General features: G+C 65.4%; 22 protein-coding genes and 1 pseudogene. 15 read left to right on the top strand and 8 right to left on the bottom strand.

Going from position 1 to position 21,749, the window contains the following annotated elements; genetic code table 11:
- Positions 1 to 24: 24 nt before the first annotated feature.
- Entirely contained in the window at positions 25 to 402 is a 378-nt protein-coding gene (locus HMPREF3151_RS09265; protein ID WP_038613649.1) for a hypothetical protein, read from the top strand.
- A gap of 18 nt (positions 403 to 420) precedes the next feature.
- Entirely contained in the window at positions 421 to 639 is a 219-nt protein-coding gene (locus tag HMPREF3151_RS09260) for a hypothetical protein (RefSeq protein ID WP_038609494.1), read from the top strand.
- On the opposite strand, the gene menE is transcribed toward HMPREF3151_RS09260, so the two are convergent.
- The gene (menE, locus tag HMPREF3151_RS09255; RefSeq protein WP_038609496.1) at positions 636 to 1,775 is read right to left on the bottom strand and encodes an o-succinylbenzoate--CoA ligase; all 1,140 of its coding nucleotides are present in this window, start codon (positions 1,773 to 1,775) and stop codon (positions 636 to 638) included. The genes HMPREF3151_RS09260 and menE overlap by 4 nt on opposite strands.
- Positions 1,772 to 2,581 (bottom strand): YhfC family glutamic-type intramembrane protease, encoded by an 810-nt coding sequence (locus HMPREF3151_RS09250; RefSeq protein WP_038609498.1) that lies wholly within the window; start codon positions 2,579 to 2,581, stop codon positions 1,772 to 1,774. The genes menE and HMPREF3151_RS09250 overlap by 4 nt, the downstream gene beginning before the upstream one ends.
- A gap of 263 nt (positions 2,582 to 2,844) precedes the next feature.
- On the opposite strand from HMPREF3151_RS09250, the gene HMPREF3151_RS09245 reads away from it, so the two are divergent.
- The 5 genes from HMPREF3151_RS09245 to HMPREF3151_RS09225 all read left to right on the top strand — a co-directional run bounded on the left by HMPREF3151_RS09245 (position 2,845) and on the right by HMPREF3151_RS09225 (position 7,812).
- A complete protein-coding gene (locus HMPREF3151_RS09245) occupies positions 2,845 to 3,834 on the top strand; it encodes a hypothetical protein (RefSeq protein ID WP_070475252.1) in 990 nt (329 codons plus the stop codon).
- Between the two features lie 55 nt (positions 3,835 to 3,889).
- A complete protein-coding gene (locus HMPREF3151_RS09240; protein WP_141741391.1) occupies positions 3,890 to 4,999 on the top strand; it encodes a sensor histidine kinase in 1,110 nt (369 codons plus the stop codon).
- Positions 4,996 to 5,634: a response regulator gene (locus HMPREF3151_RS09235; RefSeq protein WP_070475250.1), complete on the top strand. Its 639-nt coding sequence runs from the start codon at positions 4,996 to 4,998 to the stop codon at positions 5,632 to 5,634. The genes HMPREF3151_RS09240 and HMPREF3151_RS09235 overlap by 4 nt, the downstream gene beginning before the upstream one ends.
- A gap of 64 nt (positions 5,635 to 5,698) precedes the next feature.
- Positions 5,699 to 6,400, top strand: coding sequence for an ATP-binding cassette domain-containing protein (locus HMPREF3151_RS09230; RefSeq protein ID WP_042405806.1), 702 nt, complete (start codon positions 5,699 to 5,701; stop codon positions 6,398 to 6,400).
- A complete protein-coding gene (locus HMPREF3151_RS09225; RefSeq protein ID WP_070475249.1) occupies positions 6,397 to 7,812 on the top strand; it encodes an ABC transporter permease in 1,416 nt (471 codons plus the stop codon). Before HMPREF3151_RS09230 ends, HMPREF3151_RS09225 begins: the two co-directional genes overlap by 4 nt.
- 7 nt (positions 7,813 to 7,819) lie before the next feature.
- Here the strand turns inward: HMPREF3151_RS09225 and HMPREF3151_RS09220 are convergent, their stop codons facing one another.
- Positions 7,820 to 8,806: a hypothetical protein gene (locus tag HMPREF3151_RS09220; protein WP_070475248.1), complete on the bottom strand. Its 987-nt coding sequence runs from the start codon at positions 8,804 to 8,806 to the stop codon at positions 7,820 to 7,822.
- A 226-nt stretch (positions 8,807 to 9,032) separates the two neighbouring features.
- Here HMPREF3151_RS09220 and HMPREF3151_RS09215 point away from each other — a divergent pair, with 226 nt between their 5' ends.
- Together HMPREF3151_RS09215 and HMPREF3151_RS09210 are read left to right on the top strand one after the other, a co-directional pair.
- The gene (locus HMPREF3151_RS09215) at positions 9,033 to 10,337 is read left to right on the top strand and encodes a M20 family metallopeptidase (RefSeq protein ID WP_083290280.1); all 1,305 of its coding nucleotides are present in this window, start codon (positions 9,033 to 9,035) and stop codon (positions 10,335 to 10,337) included.
- A gap of 77 nt (positions 10,338 to 10,414) precedes the next feature.
- Positions 10,415 to 11,320, top strand: coding sequence for a 3-hydroxyacyl-CoA dehydrogenase family protein (locus HMPREF3151_RS09210; protein ID WP_070475246.1), 906 nt, complete (start codon positions 10,415 to 10,417; stop codon positions 11,318 to 11,320).
- Here the strand turns inward: HMPREF3151_RS09210 and HMPREF3151_RS09205 are convergent.
- On the bottom strand, positions 11,317 to 12,249 hold the full coding sequence (locus tag HMPREF3151_RS09205) for a 1,4-dihydroxy-2-naphthoyl-CoA synthase (protein WP_070475245.1): 933 nt from the start codon (positions 12,247 to 12,249) through the stop codon (positions 11,317 to 11,319). The two genes, HMPREF3151_RS09210 and HMPREF3151_RS09205, sit on opposite strands and share 4 nt — an antisense overlap.
- Positions 12,250 to 12,310: 61 nt before the next feature.
- On the opposite strand from HMPREF3151_RS09205, the gene HMPREF3151_RS09200 reads away from it, so the two are divergent.
- The 6 genes from HMPREF3151_RS09200 (at position 12,311) to HMPREF3151_RS09175 (ending at position 18,590) form a co-directional block, all read left to right on the top strand.
- The gene (locus HMPREF3151_RS09200) at positions 12,311 to 12,547 is read left to right on the top strand and encodes a FeoA family protein (RefSeq protein WP_070475244.1); all 237 of its coding nucleotides are present in this window, start codon (positions 12,311 to 12,313) and stop codon (positions 12,545 to 12,547) included.
- Positions 12,547 to 14,475: a ferrous iron transport protein B gene (gene feoB / locus HMPREF3151_RS09195; RefSeq protein ID WP_070475243.1), complete on the top strand. Its 1,929-nt coding sequence runs from the start codon at positions 12,547 to 12,549 to the stop codon at positions 14,473 to 14,475. Before HMPREF3151_RS09200 ends, feoB begins: the two co-directional genes overlap by 1 nt.
- Positions 14,475 to 14,744, top strand: coding sequence for an acetate and sugar kinases/Hsc70/actin family protein (locus tag HMPREF3151_RS09190; protein ID WP_070475242.1), 270 nt, complete (start codon positions 14,475 to 14,477; stop codon positions 14,742 to 14,744). Before feoB ends, HMPREF3151_RS09190 begins: the two co-directional genes overlap by 1 nt.
- Before the next feature lie 44 nt (positions 14,745 to 14,788).
- Complete coding sequence (locus HMPREF3151_RS09185; RefSeq protein WP_070475241.1) at positions 14,789 to 15,751, top strand: o-succinylbenzoate synthase; 963 nt, start codon at positions 14,789 to 14,791, stop codon at positions 15,749 to 15,751.
- A gap of 49 nt (positions 15,752 to 15,800) precedes the next feature.
- Positions 15,801 to 17,381, top strand: a complete 1,581-nt coding sequence (locus HMPREF3151_RS09180; RefSeq protein WP_070475240.1) for an SLC13 family permease — start codon at positions 15,801 to 15,803, stop codon at positions 17,379 to 17,381.
- Positions 17,382 to 17,540: 159 nt separating this feature from the next.
- The gene (locus tag HMPREF3151_RS09175; protein WP_070475239.1) at positions 17,541 to 18,590 is read left to right on the top strand and encodes a LacI family DNA-binding transcriptional regulator; all 1,050 of its coding nucleotides are present in this window, start codon (positions 17,541 to 17,543) and stop codon (positions 18,588 to 18,590) included.
- Positions 18,591 to 18,632: 42 nt separating this feature from the next.
- Here HMPREF3151_RS09175 and HMPREF3151_RS09170 read toward each other — a convergent pair whose 3' ends face one another.
- The 4 genes and pseudogenes from HMPREF3151_RS09170 to HMPREF3151_RS09155 form a co-directional block, all read right to left on the bottom strand.
- Positions 18,633 to 19,328 carry a DUF1868 domain-containing protein gene (locus HMPREF3151_RS09170; protein ID WP_070475238.1) on the bottom strand — a complete coding sequence of 232 codons (696 nt, stop codon included), beginning with the start codon at positions 19,326 to 19,328 and terminating at the stop codon, positions 18,633 to 18,635.
- Positions 19,329 to 19,347: 19 nt separating this feature from the next.
- Complete coding sequence (locus HMPREF3151_RS09165) at positions 19,348 to 20,667, bottom strand: extracellular solute-binding protein (protein WP_070475237.1); 1,320 nt, start codon at positions 20,665 to 20,667, stop codon at positions 19,348 to 19,350.
- Positions 20,667 to 21,497, bottom strand: coding sequence for a carbohydrate ABC transporter permease (locus HMPREF3151_RS09160; protein WP_070475236.1), 831 nt, complete (start codon positions 21,495 to 21,497; stop codon positions 20,667 to 20,669). Before HMPREF3151_RS09160 ends, HMPREF3151_RS09165 begins: the two co-directional genes overlap by 1 nt.
- A 5-nt stretch (positions 21,498 to 21,502) precedes the next feature.
- Positions 21,503 to 21,749 (bottom strand): annotated as a pseudogene (locus HMPREF3151_RS09155) (sugar ABC transporter permease); the annotation flags it as partial.

Raw genomic sequence — 21,749 nt, 5'->3', positions numbered from 1 at the left:
CGAATTAGGGAAAGGGTGGTGGCGATGAAGGCGTTCACGGTGACCGCAGAGCGTGGTCCGAGCGGCGCTTGGGTGCTGGAGTGCGATGAACTTGGGGTGGTCTCACAGACGCGGCGACTCGATCGGGCGGCCGATGAGGTGGCGGAGGCGATCGCGTTTCAGTCTGGGATGCAGCCGGGCGAGTTTGAGATCGAGGTTGTGCCTATCCTCCCCGCCGAGGTCGAGTCGTTGCGTAAGCGTGCCGACGAACTCGGCGTGAAGGCGAAAGCTGCATCGGATGATGCTGCTGCCGCGAGGTCGGCACTGGCCCGCAAGATGAAGGACGAGGGGTTCACGCTCCGTGAGATGGGGCAGGTGCTCGGAGTGTCGTACCAGCGGGCGTCGGAGTTGGCGGCGGGGTAAGGAAGAGTAGCGGCGAAGATGCGGTATAGCTACAAGGAAATCAAGTCTCTAGACGGACTGCGCCTCAAGCGTCCGCCGCACCAGGGGGAGATCGCGGCTGCGCACTTAGTGATCAAGCAGATCAACCAAGGGAAGCGCCCGGGCGAAGAGATCACGCCGTTTCTCCGGTGGGTGGCTGACTACGGCTCACCGGGCTTCCAGGTCGCGCCTGTGATCATTGAGAACCCGAACGGCTAGAACAGCTCCTTGACGGCCGTACGGTCCACCTTGCCCGGGCCGAGCTGCGGCAACGCCGCCACCACCTTGAGCTCCTTGGGGATCTGCCAGTGCGCGATGCGGCCGGAGTCCTCTGCGTCGGCGAGCGCGTCCAGGATGTCCGGCACTGTCGCGGAGCCGGTGTAGGCGGCGCAGATGCGCTGGCCGAGGCGGTCGTCGTCTTTGCCGATGACGGTGGCGGCGGTGACGCCGTCGATAAGCAAAAGCTCCTCTTCCAACACCTCGGGGTGGAGTTTGAGGCCGCCTGAGGAGATGACGTTGTCGGTGCGGCCGAGGACCGTGAGCACGCCGCTGTCGAGCTCGCCGGCATCGGAGGTGCGGAACCAGCCGCCGGTGAGATCGGGGGAGTCGAGCTGGTGGTAGCCGCGGGCGACCATAGGGCCGCCGAGGTGGATGCGGCCGTCCTGGATTCTCACGCGCGCGCCGGCGATGGGGCGGCCGTCGTAGACGCAGCCGCCGGAGGTTTCGGAGGAGCCGTAGGTGGTAACCACGTTGATGCGCAGCTTCTTGGCGGAGTCGAGCAGGCGCGGGTTGGTTGCGGCGCCGCCGACGAGGACCGCGGAAAACGTGCGCAGCGCGTCGATGCCCTTGAGCGTTGAGGTGGCCTTGGCCAGCTGCATCGGGGTCAGGGCGGTGTAGGTGCGCTCGCCTGTTTGGGCGAGCTCGTGGGCGCGGGCGGCGAACTCGGCGACGTTGAAGCCGCGGGTCAGGTCGATGAACGCGGGCTCGACGCCGGCGACCATGCTGCGGACGAGCACCTGGAGCCCGGCGATGTAGGCGGCGGGCATGGCAAGCAGCCACTGGCCCTCGCCACCGAGCGCCTGGTGGGTCGCGTCCGCGCTGGAGATCAGGTTCGCCGGGGTGAGCATCGCGCCCTTCGGCTTGCCCGTGGAGCCGGAGGTGGACACGACCAGGGCGATGTCGTCGTCGATGGGCGCGCCGGGCTTCAGCGTGTTACGCAGCAGGTTCGTGCGTGCCGGGTCGTTCGCGGGCACCGGCAGGAGTGTGCGCTGACCGGTCAGGGCCTCTTCCAGCGCGGGGATGATGGCCAGCGGGTTGGCGGGGTCGACGGGGAGAAGTTCCAGCAGGTGGGTCACGGGGCGGGCGTTTCGTTCTCGAGGGGGTTGGTGGGAGTGGTGCGGGCGAAGGTCTTGTGCGACAGCGGGCCGTCGATAGTCGCCCACAGCCCCGCGGCTGTGAGTGCGGTGAGCAGCAAGTACATCACCGGCACGCTGTGGGGCGCGACGAGCACGGCAACGGCGTTGAACCCGATGTGGCAGGCAACCGCAAGCGCCCAGAGCTGCCAGCGGCGCTCGCGTACCGCGCGCAGCACGATCAGGGTGAACACCACGTGCGCGGCGATCGCGAGCGCGCGCTCGTACCAGCTTGCGGCGATCATTCCCATGCCGATGTTCTGCAGCGCCTCAATCTGCTCTGCAATGGCTTGCGCGGTGGCGGGGTCGTCGTTTCCGGTGGCCTGCGCCTTGATTGCGTCGCCGCTGGTCAGCAGCATGATGTTGCCGGCAAACAGGTTGGTGAAGAGTAGCAGCGCCTCTATGCCGCCGTGACCCAGGCCGAAGCCGACGCCGTCGTTCCACTCGCGGGTGTTCTTGTCCCAGAATCGCAGCACGATCCAGCGGGCGGTCTCCTCGAACAGGCCCGAGGTGACCAGGAACAAAGTGGTGGTCAGGGCGGTGGCCGTCGCTGGATCGAATGTCTTGCTGAGCAGGAACTGCAGCGGGATCACCAACGCAAACCTGGCCACCTGGGACAGTGGGAACGCCAGTGTGCCCCAGCCGAGCGACGCCCACCTGAAGCCGAGCCTGCGCTTTCCCACGAACCACGCGGCCAGCACGAGGGCGACCAAGCCCACGAACTGCAGAATGAGAAGGCCCAACGTCATGGCAGAAACGATACCGGTGCGGACGTGGCGGGTCGCGGTGGGCGGTGCGACGGGGCGGTGGAAACGAGCGTTTGCGGCGAGGTCGATACCTTGATGTCGATAGTTGCTGGTCACAGCGTTTCGCCGATTTTGGGTCGAAAACACTCTCGACGCGCTGACCTGGAACTATCGACCTGGAACTATCGACATCGAGCTATCGACCCGGCTAGCCCCGCTCCTAGTCACCTGTAACGCAGATCTCACTTTCCACCGATTAAACAGACATGAGGAAGATCATCGCACCGGCCGTCGCTGCGGCGACCGCCCTTTCACTCACTGTCCCTGCCCCTGCTACCGCAGCCACCTTGACCCCGTTTACCAAGGACGGCACCAACTACTGCCGCGTCACGCTCAATGACGTCGAGCGCGGCCCCGCCAACCAAGCCGAACGCGCCGCGAAGACGCTCACGCACGGCATGTACGCCACCTCGGTCGTCGAGGCGTTCGAGGCCACATTCCCGGAGCTGAAGAAGCTTGGCGACGATTACGTGGCCGACCCCACCGTCATCGAGCACCTTCGCCTGCTGCGAGACGACAAAACGCCCGAGGGCGACATCCGCGCCGACGCCCGCGCCGCCGCGAAGGAGAAGCTGGAGCCGCTGGGCCTGCACACCACCGACGCCGACTTCTACCTGGACATGAAGGAAGGCTCCCAGATCCCGCTGGGTCCGGCCGGCCGCTCGCTGAAGGGCAACGCTGACTGGTTCGTGGGCATCGACGGCGGGGTGCCGAAGGTGCAGCCGCTCGGCGACGAGTACGCGTTCGGCCACACCGGCCAAAACACCGCGCAGTGGCTGCGACATGTGGAGGGCTGGCAGCGCGAGGCATTCGCCGCGAACATGAAGAAGACCTACTTTGCTCAAGTGCTGGACACGCTGGAGAGCTCGTACTACTACGCGCTCGAGGAGGCCAAGACCTGCCACAACGGCACCAGCCACGTCATCTTCCCCACGCAGGATTTGAAGCTGCCGGAGGCGCCGACGCTGGAAAACGCCGACCTTGGCGACACCGCGCCTGAGCCGGACCCGGCACCGAAGGACCCGGAGGAGACACCAGAGGAAAAGGCGCCGGAGACCTTCGACGCCAAGCTGGCGCAGATCATCGGCATCGTCGCCGCGGTGCTCGCCGCCCTGGGCGCGCTGTTCGCCCTGCTGCAGAACGCGGGTGTCAAGGGCCTGCCCACCATTCCGCAGATCCCGGGGTTGACCAAGTAGGTCTCCTCCTTGGGGAGGAGGTGGGGGCGCGGAGCCGTCGATAAGCTAGGCGCCCGTGCATGTGAAAACGGGTGACGCGGTGCTCGCGGTGACGGCGGCGGTGCTTGCCGCCGTCTACACCGTGAGTGCGATCAGCGACCCGGGCGCCGCCGCCTGGGCGCAGGCCCTGCTGTCCTGGGGGTTCGTCGCTGTGTTCGCGGTGCTCACCGGCAAGCCGCGGGCCGCATCGGCCGCATTAGTGGCGCTCAACACCGCCTGGGCGCTGGTGTGGCTGGCCGCGCCGGTGAACCTGGGCTATTCGCTGTGGGTGCTGGCGGTGCCGGTGGCGCCGTTCGTCGCCGGCAGGTACGCCGGCAAACGCTTCGCGCTTGGGGTGCTGGCGGCGGCGTGCGGGTGGGCGTTGCTCTCGCCGTTTATGTGGACGTGGGACGAGCAACTCGTGTTGTTCTACCGCCGTGGCGCAGACGGCGCGCTCACGCTGGCGCTGCATTGGGCAGCGTTCGCAGTGGCGTACCTTCTGGGTGCGAATCTGGCGGGGGAGGAGGCCGCCCGCCGCAGAGCCGCGGAAGCGAAAGAACAGCGTCTGGCGGCGGCGCGGGTGGACGAGCGCCAGGCCATCGCGCGGGACATCCACGACGTGCTGGGGCACTCGTTGACCCTGATCAAGGCGCAGGCCAACGCGGGTCTCGCGTCCGGGCGCGAGCGGGAGGCGCTGCAGCAAATCAACGCCGCCGCAGGTGAGTCGCTGGCGGAGATTCGCCTGCTCGTGCGCGGTCTGCGCGAAAGCGATCGCGGGTTCGCGCCGGTGGCGGGGATCGCGGAGCTGCCCGCGCTGGTGCAGCGCTTCCGCGACGCCGGCATGCAAGTCACGCTTGATGCCCCGCCTATCGACGTCCCTCCGGTGACCTCCCTTGCCATCCACCGCATCGTGGCCGAAGCGCTGACCAACGCGGCCCGCCACCAGGTGGACCCGGTTGTCTCCGTGCGCGTGACATCGGGACAGACCGTTGTGGTGGAGGCGGTCTCTACCGGGCGGGTGTGCCCGCAGCCCGGCACCGGAGTCGGCTTGGAAGGCCTGCGCGAGCGCGCCGCGAGCGCCGGCGGCACGCTCGAAGCATGGCAGGCAGAAGAGACATTCACTGTGCGGGCGGAGTTGGCGGCATGATCCGGATTTTGCTTGCGGACGACCAACCGTTGCTGCTCAGTGCGCTCGAAACCATACTGAGCGCGCAAGACGACATCACCGTCGCGGCCACAGCCGCCGATGGGGCGGAGGCGGTGGAGAAGGCGCGGGCGCACCGCATCGACGTCGCCGTGCTCGACATCCGCATGCCGGTGCTGGACGGCATCGCCGCCGCCCGCACAATCATGGAGCTGGGCCCGCGGGTGATCATGCTGACCACGTTCGACGACGACGCGCTCATCCACGCAGCCATCGCCGCCGGCGTCCACGGATTCCTGCTCAAGGACGCAGAGCCGGACGTGCTCGCGGGAGCGGTGCGCGCGGTGGCCGGCGGCGAATCCGTCCTCGCGCCCGGCGTGACCGGCAGGGTGATGGAGTGGGTCCGCGAAGGTCCAGGTAGTCCGGCGTCGGCCACTGCGCTGGAGGGGCTGACTACCCGCGAGCGTGAGGTGCTCGCCGAGATCGGCCGCGGAGCGACTAACGCAGAGATCGCCGCCGCGCTGTACATCGCGGAAACCACAGTGAAAACGCACGTCTCCAGCCTGCTGGCCAAACTCGGCGCACGCGACCGGGTGGCGTTGGCGCTGATCGCGCAACGCGCCGGCATCTCCTCCTAGAGAAGGAGGCGTTGTGGTCCCGCCGACCGATGTGTGAGGCTCGCTCGCCGCGGACGATAGGGGCATGACCGATACACAACTCGCCTGCCGCGGTGTCGCAGTTTCGTTCGGCGGGCACCAGGTGCTGCGCGATATTTCACTGACAACCACCCCGGGCCGCGTCCACGCGCTGTTGGGGCCCAACGGCGCGGGGAAATCGACGCTGATGTCGGTGCTGCTCGGCCTGATCCAGCCGGACGCGGGCGAGGTGACACTAGTGGGCCAGCCGTTCACCCGCGAGGCGCTACGGCACGTGGGCGCCTCGATCAATGACCCCGCCTTCTACAGCCACCTGAGCGCGCGCAACAACCTGCGCGTGCACACTGCGTTGCTCGGCCTGCCCGACACGGAGGCTGACCGGGTGCTCCAACTCGTCGGCCTGCAGGGTGCAGGCAAGAAGAAGGCGGGCACCTTCTCCACTGGAATGAAGGGCAGGTTGGCGCTGGCGCAGGCGCTCATCGGTGAGCCGGAGGTGCTCATTTTGGACGAGCCCCAAAACGGCCTCGACCCCGAGGGCATCGCCCACCTGCGCGCCTACCTGAGGGACTACGCCCGCGCAGGGCGCACTGTGCTGGTCAGCTCCCACCAGTTGGGCGAGGTGCTGCACATGGCGGACGACGCCACCGTCATCGCCGGCGGCGACGTCCGCTTCGCCGGGGAACTTGCGGAGCTCGGGCCGAACTTGGAGGAATCCTTCTTCCGCTTGACCGCAGGGGGCGGGCAATGAGTCTGCTTCGCGCCGAATGGATCCGCGCCAAAGGCTCAACGCTGTGGTGGCTCGCAGGAGCGGGGCTGCTTCTTGGCCTGCTGCTGACTGCTTTTTCGTTGGTCGGCGATGTCGGCTCCGCGAAGTCCCTGCTGTATCCCCAGGGGCTTTTGGTCACCGGTATGGCCGCTCCCGTTGCGGCGCTGTTTGCGGGACTGGCTGAAAACCGCGAGCGCGACTCCCGCGCCGGGGGCACACTCTGGCGGCCCGTCTCCTCCACGGGCACCCGCGCCGCCCGCATCACAGTGGTGTGGCTGGCCCTGGCCGTGTTCGCCGTTCTGGACTTCGTGGTGCCCGTTGCGGCGGCGCTGGTGTTCGGCCTGGACGGCGCTGCGCAAGTCGCGCTCGTCGGTGCGTTTGTATGGCTCGGCATGCTGGGCCCCGCGGGCCTGGCAGCCGCGGCCACACGCCGTGTTGGGCTGTTGCCGACGCTCGTAGCCGCATTCGTGTTCACCATCGAGCTCGGGTACTTCGTGGAGCGAAGCTGGTGGTGGTTTAACCCCGGTGCCTGGCCCGCGCGCTTGGCGTTGCCCACGATGGAGATGCACTTCAACCTGTTGCCGCTGGAGGACACCTCACCCATGGCTGGTGAGTCGCCGTTTCCTGCGCTCGCGCTCACCTTGCTTCTAGCCGCGGCCGGATTCGCCGCTGCCGTGCTCACTCCGCGCCGCACGCGACCCATTCTTAGACGCCGCACCACCCACGAAGTCGTTGCGCCCGCGCTTACTGGGCCGGCCAAGCCGAGGCCCGCGCACACCGGGTTTGTGTCCGCGTGGAAGGGGGTTGCGAGGGCGGGGCGGATGCCGTCGTTAAGCATGGTGCTTGTGCTGACCGCACTGGTACTTTTGTTTGCCACACGTTATCCGGCAGATGTGCGCCAGGCGCTGTTCGCGTACGCGATCCTCCCGGTTGGCGCGGGCGTGTTGCCCACGCTTGTGTGGCCGCGGATCCGCCCGGCATGGGCGCTGATGCAAGTGGAGCACCCGCGAGTCGGCCTCGCGCTAATGAGCTGGTTTACCAGCATCGTTGCGCTTGTGTGCCTGATCGCGGGCGCAGTGGCTGGGAGTGCGCGTTTTGGTGTGCTCGCCGTAATTGCCGGCACCGTCCTCACCCTCGCTGCGCTCGCTGTGACCGTGCGCTTTGGCGTGATGTGGACGCTGGCGGCGACAATCCTGGTCACGATCGTCTCTGTCACCATTGGCGGCGACGTACTGGCGGAGTCCTTCCTGTGGATCGCCGCGGTGCCCGCCTGGCCCGTGACCGCCACCGGCCTGCGGGTGTGGGGTGCGCTCGCGGTTGGCGCAATCCTGCTGGCCGCGGTGGTGGTTGTGCTGCTCCGAGTACTGCGCGGGATGCGCCCGGTCCGTCGCTGAGCCGTGCTTAGCCGGTGCGGGTCAGCGGGCCTTCCGCGTGGTAGCGCCCGGTGGGGGCGTTGTAGGTGGCGCGCTCGCGGGAGTCGTTGATGGAGAAGTGCCAGGTGCCGCCGTTGTCGCAGGTGCCTTCCGTGATGTTCTCGCGGAAACCGTCCTGGATCTCCTCGCCAGCGGAGGCGTGCGTCGGCTCGAGGAGGCCGGCGCAGCCGAGGTCCGGGTAGGTCACCGGGATGCGGCCGCCGCGGTCGCGGGTGCCGAACTGCACGCGGTAGGACTGGTCGTTGAGCTCCGGGATGTCCGAGACCTGCTTCATGGTGCCTTCGCGCGGCACGTTCAGCGGGTCGGGCTGGTCCAGCTCCGCCAGCTGCGCGGTGTCCGTGGTCGGGGTCCAGTGGATCAGGGTCACGTCGTCCAGTGGGTTGCCCACGATGGTCTCCTCCGGGCCGAACGTCTTGACCAGGCGGTTGCCGTGCAGCTCGAACTGGGTCGCGGTCAGCGTCGTACCGTCCGTCTCGTATTGCGTCAGTCCCGGCTGCACGCCGGCGGTGAACACGGTGGGGTAGGTGCCGGCGGCGTCAACCAGGTAGTCGGTGGTGGCCGTGAGGGTGCCGTCGACAAGCTGCAGCACCCGCACCGGTGCCGGGCCTTCCTTGCCAGCGCGCAGGAGCAGCTCGAGTTCGGCGTCGCCGTCGACGTCGATGAGGTCGTAGGTGAACGTGCCGTCGAGGCCGTCCTGGTCGGCGAAGTATTGCGCGGGGTCCGCGAGTGCTGCTGCGTACGCGTCGCGTGTGTTCGGCACCGCCGAGGAGGGCGGGGGCGCGGGGAGGTCGTTCTCGTCCGCAACCGGCGCGACAGGGGCAGCGGCAGGAGCGTCGGCGGGCGGGGCCGCTTCCGCGGCGGAGGCATCGGCGGCGTCAGCGGTGGTCGGGGTGTCTGGGATGTTTCCGTCGCACGCGGCCAGAGTCAGCGAGGCGGCGACGATTGTGGCTGTCATCGTTCGTCTCAACATGGCCGGAGCGTAACCCGCTGACCTTGAAGCGCCCTGAAATTCCCGCACAGGTGTCTAGTAAGAGTGAGGAAATTGGCTCCGACGTGGTGCACGGGCTTTTTGTTACCGTCGGCCGAAATGTCCTGTTCGACGAGACCCCTGCTCAGCGCCTATGCCTACTTCCGACCGACCCACCCGACCGACCACCCCCTCCAGCGCGTTCCTGGAGCGCATGGATGAAGCCGTCCAGGACCGGCTCGCGGAGGCGGAGCCGGACTTTGACCTTGGCGCGAGAAGTCCCGAGCACCTGCAGTCCTGGAAAAACGCAGAGGCGCGGGTGGAAAAGGTCCGTGCTGACCTCGACCACATCGTCCGCGACCTGCACACCCACCCGGAGGAGGCGTTTCAAGAGCACCACGCGCAAGCGGTGATCGCGGAGGCTCTTGAACGCCGCGGGTTCCAGGTGGAACGTGGAGCACATGGCGTATCGACGGCACTACGGGCCGAATGGCGCAGCGCCGACTACAACCCGGCGGTGCATCCCACGGTCGCCGTGCTGGCCGAGTACGACGCGCTTCCCGGCATCGGCCACGCCTGCGGGCACAACGTCATCGCGGCGGCCGGGGTCGGCGCGTTCCTCGGCGCCGTCGGAAGCGGCAGCGGCAGGATCGTGTTCCTCGGCACCCCGGCGGAAGAGGGGCACACCGGCAAGGAGTACATGATCCGCGGCGGCATGCTGGACGGCGTCGATTGCGCGGTGATGATCCACCCGTTTTCCTACGACCTTGTCTCCCACGTGTGGGTGGGGCGCCGCACGCTGACCGCCACGTTTACCGGCGTACCCGCGCACGCCTCGATGCAGCCGTACATGGGGCGAAACGCGCTCGACGCGGCCACGCTCGCTTATCAAGGGTGCGGTCTGCTGCGCCAGCAGATGCCGCCCTCGGACAGGTTGCACGCTGTGCTTCCCGACGGCGGAGCCCGCGCCTCGATCATCCCGGAGACCGCCACCCTGCAGCTGTATGTCCGCTCGCTGTACACCGAGACGCTGATGGACCTAAGTCAGCGCGTCGAGGACATCCTCAAAGGCGCGGCGCTGATGACAGGCACGGCAGTGGATGTGCAATGGGACGAACATCCGATGTCGCTGCCTGTGCGAAACAACGCGACGCTCGCCAGGCGGTGGGGTGCCACGCAAGCGTCACGCGGACGCGACGTGCTCCCGGCGGGAACCCTGCCGGATTCGCAGGCCGCATCGACCGACTTCGGCAACGTGTCCCACCTGGTTCCGGGCATCCATCCGCTGGTGAAGATCGCGCCGGAGGGCACCGCGCTGCACACCACCGATTTCGCCGCGGCGGCGATCTCGAACCAGGCGTTTGCAGGCGCGTTCGACGCCGCGGTGGGATTGGCGCAAACCATTGCGGACATCCTCAACGACCCGCAGCTGTTGGCCGACGCCCAAGAAGAGTTCGATACCGCAGGCGGCGCGATTTCGGTGGAGGAGCTGCTCGCCGGCGCGACCGAGCAGCGCTAGTAGTAGAAGGGGAATTCCTCCCAATTCGGGGGCGCTTTTCGTGAGAAGCGAACTGTAAACCTGCGTACCGTGGAGGTATGAGCGTTCCACAAAATATCGAAAACCGTCCCATAGCAGTGATTGGCGCGGGCGTGCTCGGCGCCCGCATCGCCCTGATGATGGCTGACCGCGGAGGCACCGTCCACCTCTCTGACCCCGTCTCACAGGAGGCGCTGGATAAAGCTAAGGCCTACATCGACGAGAACCTAGAAAAAACCGTTGAATCGTTCAACGCCGACGACGGGTTCGATGGCGGGTTTAGGCCAGGTGAAGTGAAGTATTTCACCGATAACTCTGAGGCTGCGAAAGGTGCTTGGCTGGTTATCGAGGCGGTACCGGAGAAGATCGACATCAAAAATTCAACCTACGAGGACATCGCCGAAGCACTCGATGATGATGCGATTCTGACCACAAACTCATCTTCCTACGCCTCGTCGACGTTTGTCGACCACGTTAAAGACCCGACGCGGTTCCTTAACACCCACTTTGGGATGCCGCCGGAAAAGAACTTTATTGAAATCATGGGATGCGGTCAGACCGACGATGAGGTCTACGAGTTCTTACTCGAAGAGATGCCGAAGTTTGGCCTCGTGTCCGTGCCGGTGCTCAAGGAATCCACCGGCTTTGCCATCAACCGCATCTGGGCGGCGATTAAGCGTGAAGCACTAGCGGTGGTGGGTGAGGGCGTGTCCACACCGGAGGCCGTCGATAAGGGCCTATCCAACCTCTTGGGCACACAGATGGGGCCGTTCGCTCTTATGGACGCTGTCGGCCTAGACACCGTTAAAAACATTGAGGAGCACTACCACGAGGAGCTGCCGTGGACGAACCCGGCTGCACTCGAGGCGGTGGCCAAACTTGTCGACGAAGGCAAGCTTGGCCAGAAGACCGGCGAGGGGTTCTACGACTGGTCTTCTGGCAAGCCTGCACCGAAACAGCGCTAGTAGTAGAACGGGAATTCCTCCCAATTCGGCGGGCGCTTCTGTAAAAACGAGTCGCGGCCCTCGACGGCCTCGTCGGTCATGTACGCCAGGCGGGTGGCCTCGCCGGCGAAGACTTGCTGGCCCATCAGCCCGTCGTCCACAAGGTTGAACGCGAACTTCAGCATGCGCTGCGCGGTGGGGGACTTGCCGTTGATTTCACGGGCGACCTGGATCGCCTCGTCCTCAAGCGAGGCATGCGGCGCGACGATGTTCACCGCGCCCATGCGCTGCATCTCCTCCGCGGTGTAGGTGCGGCCCAAAAAGAAGATCTCGCGCGCGAACTTCTGCCCCACCATCTTGGCCAAATACGCCGAGCCGTAGCCGGCGTCGAAGGACCCCACGTCCGCGTCGGTCTGCTTGAAGCGGGCCTCCTCGCGCGAGGCGATGGTCAAGTCGCACACCACGTGCAGCGAGTGCCCGCCGCCGGCCGCCCAGCCATTGACCACGGCGATGACCACCTTCGGCATCGTGCGGATCAACCGCTGCACCTCCAGGATGTGCAGGCGTCCGCCCTCGGCCTTCACACGGGCCTCGTCGACCGTCTCTGCTGTCTCGCCGCCGGCGTATTGGTAGCCGGAGCGGCCCCGGATGCGCTGGTCGCCGCCGGAGCAAAACGCCCACCCGCCGTCTTTCTCGCTCGGCCCGTTGCCGGTGAGCAGCACCACGCCTACCGACGGATCGCGCCGGGCGTGATCCAACGCCTGGTAGAGCTCGTCCACGGTGTGGGGGCGAAACGCGTTGCGCACCTCGGGGCGGTCGAAGGCGATGCGCACGGTGCCGTCGGCACGCGTGTCGCCCACGTGGCGGTGGTAGGTGATGTCCGTGAAATCGAAGCCCTCGACCTCGCGCCACTGTGTGGGGTCGAAGGGCTGGGCGGTGGAGTACTGCATGGGGGTAAGCGTACCCATACACCCCTTTTGGTTAGGGCAGCCTTGCTTTAATATCAGCATCATGCAAGAGCATGTGCTTATCGACGTCCCCGTCGGCCACAACGCCACCATCACGCACGTGAGCTGCCCGACGGCGCGTCGGCTGCGCGAGCTGGGCCTCCGCGCCGGTGCAGAAGTGACCGTCATGCAGAAAACCGCTGGCGGCGGCCGCGTGATCAAGGTCCGTGGCTCCCACTACGCACTGGGCAAAGACACCCTTCGCCGCATCACCATCGCTCCGGCCGAGCAGGCCGCGTAATGGCCGACTGCCACGGAGCCCCGGTCGCCGACATCGCACCGGTGGGCACGCCCACCATCGCGCTGGTCGGTGCACCGAACGCGGGCAAGTCCACGCTGTTCAACGCGTTGACGGGCGCGAGCGCGACCATGGGCAACTACCCGGGCACCACCGTCGAGGTCGCCCGCGGCGTGTGGCGCCCCGCCGGCGCCACCTACAACATCGTCGACTTTCCGGGCGCGTACTCGCTGGACCCCGTCAGCCCCGATGAGGCACTCACGCGCGAGCTGCTTATCGACGACACACGTGACCGCCCCGACCTCGTCCTGGCGGCGGTGGACACCTCCAACCTGGCGCGCGGCCTGTACTTGGTGGCACAACTGGCGGAGCACCCGTACCGGCTGGTGGGGGGGCTGACCAAGAGCGACGTGGCGGCCAAGCAGGGCTTGGAGGTGGACCCGGTTGCGCTCGAGCGGGAACTGGGCGTGCCGGTTGTTGTGCTGGACCCGCGGCGGAGGGACGTTGGTGGGGTGGCGGAGCTCGTCGCTAAGCAACTGCACGTACCTGGCGTGGCGGCGCGTGAGGTGGCGGCCGGCGACGAGTTCGCGCAGGCCGACGAGCGTTTTGAGTGGATTGACAACGCGGTGTCCGCCGCGACCGTGCGCGACGAGCACCGCGACACCCTGACCGAGGCCGTGGACCGTGTCGTGCTGCACCCTGTGGCCGGCCCGTTGATCTTTTTGGCCGCCATGTTCGCGGTCTTCCAGATCACCACCACCGTCGCGGCACCCCTGCAGGACGCGCTGGACGCCTTCTTCACCGGGCCGCTGTCGGACTGGGCCAGCGCTGGCCTGGAGCGCATCGGCCTGGGCTACCCGTTTGTGCAGGGGCTCATTGTCAACGGGCTGATCGGCGGCGTTGGCATGGTACTCACGTTCGTGCCGCTGATGGCGCTGATGTTTCTGTGCTTGGCAGTGCTGGAGGACTCCGGGTACATGGCCCGAGCCGCAGTGGTGGCGGACCGGTTGATGCGCGCGATTGGGCTGCCAGGCAAGGCGTTCATCCCGCTGATCGTGGGATTCGGGTGCAACGTCCCGGCGATCTCCGCCACGCGCGTGCTGGCCACCCCGGAGCAGCGGCGGCTGACGGCACTGCTGGTGCCGTTTACCTCATGCTCCGCGCGCTTGACGGTGTACGTGATGCTGGCGCAGACGTTCTTCCCGGACCACGCTGGCACGGTGGTGTTCGCCATGTACGTGGTCTCCATTGCTCTCGTGGTGCTAGCCGGGCTTCTGCTGCGCGGCACTCTTTGGCGGACGATGGGCTCGGACCCGCTGGTGATCGACCTGCCCACCTACCAGCTACCCACCGCGCGGCTGAGCCTGTCCGTGATGTGGTCGCGCCTGAAGGGCTTCCTCAACACCGCAGGCGGCATCATCGTCGCCACCGTGGTGGTCATCTGGGCGCTCCAATCCACACCCGCGGTGGGCGGGTACAGCTGGGGCGACGAGGACCTGGCGCCGGCGGACTCTGCCTACGGTGTGGCTTCCGGCGCGGTTGCCCCAGTGTTTGAGCCTGCGGGCTTCGGCTCCTGGTCGCTCACCGGCCCGCTGGTCACCGGCTTTCTGGCCAAAGAGGCGGTGATTTCCACCTGGGCGCAGACCTACGCGCTGGAGGACCCGTCGGGCCTCGAGCCTAAGGAGCAGGGCACCTCCGACCTGGCCGCCGCGGTGCGCGCGGACTTCGACCAGGCCTCCGGCGGGCACAGGATCGCCGCGGTGTGGGCCTACATGATCTTCCTCATGGCGTACACCCCGTGCGTGGCTACGCTCGCCGCGCAGCGCCGCGAGATCGGCTGGAAGTGGACCCTGCTCGGGCTTGTGGGCCAACTCGCGCTCGCGTGGGCGCTGGCCGTGGGCACCTTCCAGCTGCTGAAGGTGTTCTTCTGATGCGCCCCATGCAGGCCGTTGTGGCAGCTATCAAAGACGGTGCACGCTCCCGCGCCGACATCCGCCGCGTGACGGGGCTGACGGATTCCACCGTGGACGCCGTGGTCCACCACCTCGAGCGCACCGGCCACCTCACGCTGGAAGAGCTCGGCTCGTCTTGCGCCGGCGGCAACTGCGGCTCCTGCATCGCCGCCGCGGCCAACGGCATGACGTGCGCGGACAGGCCGAAGGGGCCGGTCGCTCTCGTGCTGACCAAGCGGCCGCAGTAGCCTCTTTGCAACTACCTCGGCCGGTAAAGAGGTATAAAGCACCCATGCTGCCTTCCGCCGACGAGATCCTCGAGCGCGCCCACGTCGTCGCCCTGCCCATGGCCGTGAAATTCCGCGGCGTGACCACCCGCGAAGCCCTGCTCATCGACGGCCCCGCCGGTTGGGGCGAGTTCTCCCCGTTCACCGAATACGGCCCGCAGGAATCCGCCGCGTGGCTGGCCGCCGGCATCGAGGCGGCGTTCACCGGCCTGCCTTCAGCAGAGGGCAGCGTGGAGGTCAACGGCACCATCCCGGCCGTCGCCGACGTCGAGCCGGTGCTGGCGCGCTACCCCGGCGTTTCCACCTTCAAAATCAAGGTGGCGGAGAAGGGGCAATCGCTTGACGACGACCTCCGGCGCGTCGCCGCCGTCCGCCAACTTCGCCCCGACGCGACCCTTCGCGTGGACGCCAACCGCGGCTGGCGCGTCGAAGAGGCCGTCGAGGCCGCCGAGAAACTCGGCGAGTTGGAGTACATCGAGCAGCCCTGCGCCACCGTGGAGGAACTCGCGGAAGTCCGGCGGCGCACCAGAACGCCGATCGCGGCCGACGAGTCCATTCGCCGCGCCGCCGACCCATACCGTGTGGCCGAACTCGGGGCGGCTGATGTGGCGGTGTGCAAGGTGGCGCCGTTAGGTGGCGTCGATAAGCTTCTGCGCATTGCTGGGGATCTCAACCTCGATGTGACCGTGGCCAGCGCGTTGGATACCGCCGTCGGGATGGACGCGGGGCTGGTGGCCGCGAAACTTGCCGGCTCGCGCGCGGCTGGACTGGCCACGCAGCGGCTGTTTGTTGAAGACGTCGCGGAGCCCCGGGAGATCACAAACGGGCGCATGGCAGTAACTCGCACCACCCCCGATCCGGACAGGCTGCACGCGCTGCGGGCGCCGGCGGACCGCCGCGACTGGTGGTTCGACCGCGTCCGCGCCTGCGTAGAGGTGCTAAATCAGCGCCCCCGAATCCGGGTGTAATTTCGGAAACGGGTGTGGGAATCAGGGGGTGTCCGCTAACCTTTCGCCCATGTCGACTCCCGTGATCCACGATTCCGCCGCCCTTTCCGACGGCGACCTCGCCAAAGCACCCGAACCCGGCGAGTGGCGCCGCCAACTCATCGGCCTGATCACCGGCGTGATCCTCGCCGCGCTCGTCTACTTCTTTTTCCCCTCCGGCGCGGCCGATACCGTCGCTCAGTCCTCCGGCGCGAAGGAAGGCGTGGAGTACTCCGCCGACACCATGCGCATCGTCGCCGCCACCACCGTCCTCATGGGCGCGTGGTGGATGACCGAGGCGATCCCGCTGGCCGCCACCGCGCTGCTGCCCATTGCCGTGTTCCCGCTGGCGGGTGTCGCGCCGTTTAAGGACGTCTCCTCGCCGTACGCGTCCGCGACGATCTTTTTGTTCATGGGCGGCTTCCTCATGGCCCTGGGCCTGCAGCGCTGGAACCTGCACCGCCGCCTGGCGCTGATGGTGGTCAAGGTGGTGGGCACCAGCCCGAAGCGCATCATTTTGGGCTTCATGCTCGCCACCGGCTTTATGTCCATGTGGGTGTCCAACACAGCCACCGCCGTGGTGATGCTGCCCATCGGCACCTCCGTGCTCATGCTCACCGCGGACACCGTCGGCGGGATGAAAAACCAGAAGAAGTTCGCTACCGCGCTCATGCTGGCGATCGCGTACTCGGCGTCCATCGGCTCGCTGGCAACGCTCATCGGCACCCCGCCGAACGCGCTGCTGAAGGGCTACATGGAAGAAGCCCACGGCATCGTCATCGGCTTCGGCGAGTGGATGCTGGTGGGCCTGCCGGTGGCCGTGGTGTTCACCTTCATCGCGTGGTGGGTGCTCATCACCGTGTTCAAGCCTGAGGTGGACACCATCCCGGGCGGGCGCGAGCTCATCGACGCCGAGCTGAAAAAGCTCGGCCCCTGGACCTTCCCCCAGGTCGCAGTCGGTGTGATTTTCCTCGTGGCCGCATTGGCGTGGATCTTCATCCCGCTTGGCCGCAGCCAGTTCGGCTGGGACTTCCCGTACGACGACGCGATTGTGGGCATCATCGCCGGCTTGCTCATGTTCATCGTGCCCGGCACCTCCAACGGCAAGCGTCTGTTGGACTGGGAGACGGCCAACGAGATGCCGTGGGACGTGCTGCTGCTGTTCGGCGGCGGGCTTTCCCTGTCCGCCATGTTCACCGCTACTGGCCTGTCCCTGTGGATCGGCGAGAAGGCCAAGGGGCTGGCGTCGCTGCCGATGATCCTGCTTATCTTCGCAGTCGCCGCGCTCGTGCTGATCTTGACGGAGCTGACCTCTAACACCGCCACGGCCGCGACGTTCCTGCCCATTATGGGCGGCGTCGCAGTGGGCATCGGGCTTACCGACGCCACGGAGATGAACGTCATGCTGCTCGCCATCCCGGTAGCACTGGCCGCCACCTGTGCGTTCATGCTGCCGGTGGCGACCCCGCCGAACGCGATCGCGTACTCCTCCGGCTACGTCACCATGGGCGAGATGATCAAGGGCGGCGTCTGGCTCAACGTGATCGCCATGGTGCTGATCACGCTGGCGACCTACCTCATCGCGGTGCCAGTGTTCGGGCTGGTGCTGTAAGAGACCGCAGAATGGGGGAGGGCCCGCACGACAATGTGTGTGGCCCTCTTTTTGGTAGATTCTGATTTTTGGTGTGCTGTGCTACGTCGCAAGACGGCGTGGGATGGCGCGGTACGAAGACAACAGCAGTGGAGTCAAGGAAATCGAACCTTGAACAGAATGGATCCGACCCGTCACCAACGGGAGTTGCGTGGCCTTCAGTCGCGACGCTCGAAGCCGACGATTCTTGATGTGGCTGCGGCTGCCGGCGTTTCTAAGTCCACCGTTTCCCGCGTCATCCGGCAAGACTCGCGTGTCGCGGAAACAACGCGGCAAGCGGTTGAACAGGCGATCAGACAGCTGGGGTACGTCCCCGCGATGTCCGCTCAGCTCATGAGGGCGGAGCCTGCCCCGACCATTGGGCTCTTGATTAGCTCCATCGATATCCCGATTTTCGCGCAGCTGAACCGGCATCTCCACGAAGGATTGACTGAGCTCGGGTTCCATGTGATCCAGCAGACGGTCACCCACTCGACCCGTGAGTCGAACGAGGCGGCGTTGGAGAATCTCGCCAGCATGCCGATCCAGGGCATGCTCGTGTCTGTCGGCGGAGTCGAGTCGGAACAGCATCTTCGGTTTGCGCAACAAATGCCCTTGGTTGTCGTGGGGCGGCCCGAACCGACAGGGCAGCTGGACACGGTTGGTTTCGACGAAGAAGCGCACGCACGGTTGATCGTGGATCACCTCATTGAACTCGGGCACACGAGGATCATGATGCAAGAGGCTCCACAGGATCGCTCTATGGGCACGTGGATGAGAGCCGAGGCGCAAAAGGCATACGCGGCATCAAAGGGTCTGGATTTTGCTTCGGCCATCACCTTTGGAATGAAGGAGCAAGACCTTATCCGGTGGGTCGACGCTGTGTACCGTGACGGATATACGGCGATCACGGGGCTTTTTGACCGCAATGCTATTGCAGTGCTCAGGGCGGCAAAAAAGCTAGGGATTAACGTTCCGGGGCAGCTTTCAGTTACCGGGTCAGACGGGGTCCTCGAAGGACTGGATCTCATCGGGCTGACCACGGTCCGAAAGCCTGTCGAGACGGTTGGGCGGATGGCCGCACGGCGAATCGTGGAAATGATTCAGTCTGACGGTGCGGATAGCGAACGTATGCGACATCTTGTCGCCGGGGAGCTCGTAGTTGGAACCACCACTGGCCGGGTGAACTGAAGAAGGGCCGCTCTGCATAGAGCGGCCCTTCGGGTGTTCGAGCTAGAACATCAGCAGCGGGGGGAACGAAAGCATGTCGTCGAAGACATTGAATGCTGGCCGCTCCAAGTCGAAGGTGTCGATTTCCTGGACCCACGCAGAGTAGCGCTCTGCCAGTTCTGAGTTGACCTGCTCCGTAGTTTCGGAGGCCGTCAGGCGGTAGCCGAGACTGCAATGAAAACGGTAGGTATCAAAGTGCTGGTCCTTGATCTCTAGCACGTCACGCAAACTCGACCGAAACTCGTAGAGCTGCCCAGCCATTTCCTCGTCTGCAGGGACGAGATGAACGGTAAGCGAGACGCCGAGGTCGTAGACGTAGTCCGGCTTCATACGCAGCGGCGGTAGGGCGGGAATCCTGTCCCGCGCATCAATGAGCCGCGTGCGGATCAGCTCTACCGCCTCCGTCATGTCTGACGCAGGTTTCAACCAGTCCGGCCACCGGGCTTCTTCGCCAATGAATTTCCGGTCTTTGAGCCCGGGAAACACCGTCATGTGGTAGCTCGAAGGCGGAAGTAGCGCGAAATGCTGCGTCATCCCGTGCTCCACGGCGTCGCCCTGGATGCGTTCGCACACTTCGTAGCTGGGGCTGTCCTCTACAACGTTTGCGACAAACGTGCAGCCGCGGTGCCGCTTAGCGGTGCCGTCAGCCTTGAACTTCTCGAAGGTTCGTTGATCTGAGGCAGGGGGAAAAGAATTCAACGGTTTACTCCAACCTCTACTACTTGCCCGCGCGTTCGTTGTACGAGGTGATTTCCGCGTTAGCGCCCTGTTGTGCTTCTTCGAGTGCCGTCTTGGGATCGCTGCCGTTGGCGATGGAGGACATCGCGGACTGGTAGGAATTTCGCGCAGAGTTCAGCGCACCGGTTTTGCAGCCGGCGGTCACCTTGTTGCTCGGGGTGTTCTGGATCTGGGCGATCAGAGATTGCTGCTGCTTCGTGAGGTCAGCCAACGACTCGCCTGCGCCCTTCGAGGTGGGCAGGTAGCCGGTCTGGTCGAAGATCTTCTTCTGCACCTCGTCGGTGCCGACGTACTGCATGAACTCCCATGCAGCCTGCTGGGTGTCCTTGGAGTGGCCTTCCTTGATAGCCCAGAGCGAGTTGCCGCCCGGAACCGCGCCCGCTTCGTCGGTGTCACGCGGCAGAGAAAGGATGGACCAATCGAAGTTCGGGTTCGCGCTCACGATGTTGCCGTAGTTGCCGGAGGAGTTCAGCTGAATTGCTGCCTGGTCAGCCAAGAACGCGCCCGTGGCGGCGGAACCGTCGTTACCCGGGTTGTGGATTGCACCCTTTGAGTACAGCTCGCCGATGCGCTTCCAAAGTGCTTCAGTTTCGGGCGACGTCAGGTTGAACTCGGTGGCGGCGGTGTCGACGCCATTTTCGGGGGAGCACATGTACTGGCCGGTCATTGACTGGAACTGCTCCATGTACCAACCGCTGTGGTGGAACGTCAGACCGGCCTTGCCAGTCTTGTCGTGGATTTTCTCGGCGGCGTCGAGCAGCCCGTTGACGGTGGACAGGTCGTCGTGGCTCACGCCGGCCGCTGTCAGCTCGGTGTCGTTGGTGTAGATCGCGGGCTGGGACACCATGAACGGCATCGAGTACATCTTGCCGTCGAAGGTGTAGTAGTTGCCCACAACATCCATGAGGTTGTCGAAGTTGTAGTCGCCGCCGAGTTCCTGGGCAGGTGCGGCAACACCGGCATCGCGCAGATATGCAGTTTGAACGTCGGAAGCCTGGAGGAGCGCGGGTAGGTCGTTGGTCTGGACGGAAGCGATGAACTTTGCAATCGCGTCCTCGTAGCTGCCCTGGTAGGAAGCCTGGACCTCAATCTCGCCTTTGTGCTCGTTGTTGAAGTCGTTGACGATCTCCTCCAGTGTGGTGGCGGCTGCGCCGGATGCGGAGTGCCAGAAATCGACGACAACGGCACCGTCGGCGGTTTTCTCGGTGTCGCCGCCGCCGGCGGAGTCGCCGCAGGCGACGAGGGTGGTGGACAGTGCAGCAGCAGTTGCGACAGCGATGACGTGCTTGAGCTTGGACATTATTTGACGGCTCCTTCGGTGAGACCACGTGTCAGGTACTTCTGACCGAACACGACGAGTAGGACAGTTGGGATGACGGCGATCATGAGGCCGGCAAGGACAAGGCCGGTGTCGATTGCTGCCTCGTCTGCGAGCGACTTGATGCCTGGTTGGATGGTGCGGACAGAGGCGGACTGCGTAATCAGCAGCGGCCACATGTACCCGTTCCAGGCCGCGATGGCGCTGGTGACGATGGCGGTCATGCAGACCGACCGGTTGAGGGGAAGGAGGAAGGACCAGAGGAACTTGAACGGTCCGACCCCTTCGAGGATGGTCGCTTCTCGGATTTCCTTGGGGAATTCCTTAAAGGCTTGGTAGAAGAGGAAGAGGGTGAAACTGGACGCCAGGTACGGAATGAAGATGCCTACGACGGTGTCGTAGAAGCCCATGCTCCGAACAGTGAGGTAATTACCGATGACGGAGACTTCGCCCGGGATCATCATCGGCAGGAGGAAGAAGACCAATGCCTTTGATGCGCCGGGGAGGCGTCCGAACACCAGCGCATACGCTGCGAGTACCGAGGTGACGAACTGCCCAGTGGTTTGGCAGACGGTGACTATGACTGAATTGATCAGCTGTTGCCCCACAGCGGATTGATTCCACGCGCGCGGGTAGTTGTCCAGTGTCGTTTCCCCGAAGAACAGGGAGTCGATACCTGCCTGGATGTCGCCCGACGTGCGGAACGATCCGATGATTGCGTACAGGACCGGAAACGCTACCGCGAGGCAGATGATCAGCAGCCAAATCCAGATGAGGATTGTGGCGAAAGGAGAGCGGAGGTTGTTGTTCATTGTTCTTACCTCTTATTCCGGTTGGATAGCCAGAATTGAATGAGCGTGAGGATGAGGATGATGACGAACAGCACCATGCCTCGAGCAGATGCAGCTGCGAAGTCAGCCGTGCCGCCGCCGAACGCGAGGGTGTAGATATCGAGAACGAGTGTTCTTGTTGAGTTACCTGGGCCGCCGCCGGTGAGCACCTGGAAAATGGTGAATTCCTTCAAGGCAGCCAGAGAGTGTCCGATTCTTTGTGTGCGGGGGTTT

The organism is Corynebacterium sp. HMSC05H05, from assembly GCF_001807265.1.
Taxonomy (GTDB): Bacteria; Actinomycetota; Actinomycetes; order Mycobacteriales; family Mycobacteriaceae; genus Corynebacterium.
The sequence above is the reverse complement of the archived record's forward strand: the minus strand, read 5'-3'. Positions and strand labels throughout refer to the sequence as shown.

Bases quoted from the DNA above. Each gene is read 5' to 3' on its own strand.
- HMPREF3151_RS09230 (WP_042405806.1), top strand. From the start codon at position 5,699: ATGACCGATACACAACTCGCCTGCCGCGGTGTCGCAGTTTCGTTCGGC.
- HMPREF3151_RS09260 (WP_038609494.1), top strand. From the start codon at position 421: ATGCGGTATAGCTACAAGGAAATCAAGTCTCTAGACGGACTGCGCCTC.
- HMPREF3151_RS09165 (WP_070475237.1), bottom strand. From the start codon at position 20,667: ATGTCCAAGCTCAAGCACGTCATCGCTGTCGCAACTGCTGCTGCACTG.
- HMPREF3151_RS09215 (WP_083290280.1), top strand. From the start codon at position 9,033: ATGGATGAAGCCGTCCAGGACCGGCTCGCGGAGGCGGAGCCGGACTTT.
- HMPREF3151_RS09265 (WP_038613649.1), top strand. From the start codon at position 25: ATGAAGGCGTTCACGGTGACCGCAGAGCGTGGTCCGAGCGGCGCTTGG.
- HMPREF3151_RS09205 (WP_070475245.1), bottom strand. From the start codon at position 12,249: ATGCAGTACTCCACCGCCCAGCCCTTCGACCCCACACAGTGGCGCGAG.
- HMPREF3151_RS09225 (WP_070475249.1), top strand. From the start codon at position 6,397: ATGAGTCTGCTTCGCGCCGAATGGATCCGCGCCAAAGGCTCAACGCTG.
- HMPREF3151_RS09185 (WP_070475241.1), top strand. From the start codon at position 14,789: ATGCTGCCTTCCGCCGACGAGATCCTCGAGCGCGCCCACGTCGTCGCC.
- HMPREF3151_RS09245 (WP_070475252.1), top strand. From the start codon at position 2,845: ATGAGGAAGATCATCGCACCGGCCGTCGCTGCGGCGACCGCCCTTTCA.
- HMPREF3151_RS09210 (WP_070475246.1), top strand. From the start codon at position 10,415: ATGAGCGTTCCACAAAATATCGAAAACCGTCCCATAGCAGTGATTGGC.
- HMPREF3151_RS09175 (WP_070475239.1), top strand. From the start codon at position 17,541: ATGGATCCGACCCGTCACCAACGGGAGTTGCGTGGCCTTCAGTCGCGA.
- HMPREF3151_RS09190 (WP_070475242.1), top strand. From the start codon at position 14,475: ATGCGCCCCATGCAGGCCGTTGTGGCAGCTATCAAAGACGGTGCACGC.
- HMPREF3151_RS09235 (WP_070475250.1), top strand. From the start codon at position 4,996: ATGATCCGGATTTTGCTTGCGGACGACCAACCGTTGCTGCTCAGTGCG.
- HMPREF3151_RS09200 (WP_070475244.1), top strand. From the start codon at position 12,311: ATGCAAGAGCATGTGCTTATCGACGTCCCCGTCGGCCACAACGCCACC.
- HMPREF3151_RS09220 (WP_070475248.1), bottom strand. From the start codon at position 8,806: ATGACAGCCACAATCGTCGCCGCCTCGCTGACTCTGGCCGCGTGCGAC.
- HMPREF3151_RS09160 (WP_070475236.1), bottom strand. From the start codon at position 21,497: ATGAACAACAACCTCCGCTCTCCTTTCGCCACAATCCTCATCTGGATT.
- feoB (WP_070475243.1), top strand. From the start codon at position 12,547: ATGGCCGACTGCCACGGAGCCCCGGTCGCCGACATCGCACCGGTGGGC.
- HMPREF3151_RS09250 (WP_038609498.1), bottom strand. From the start codon at position 2,581: ATGACGTTGGGCCTTCTCATTCTGCAGTTCGTGGGCTTGGTCGCCCTC.
- HMPREF3151_RS09180 (WP_070475240.1), top strand. From the start codon at position 15,801: ATGTCGACTCCCGTGATCCACGATTCCGCCGCCCTTTCCGACGGCGAC.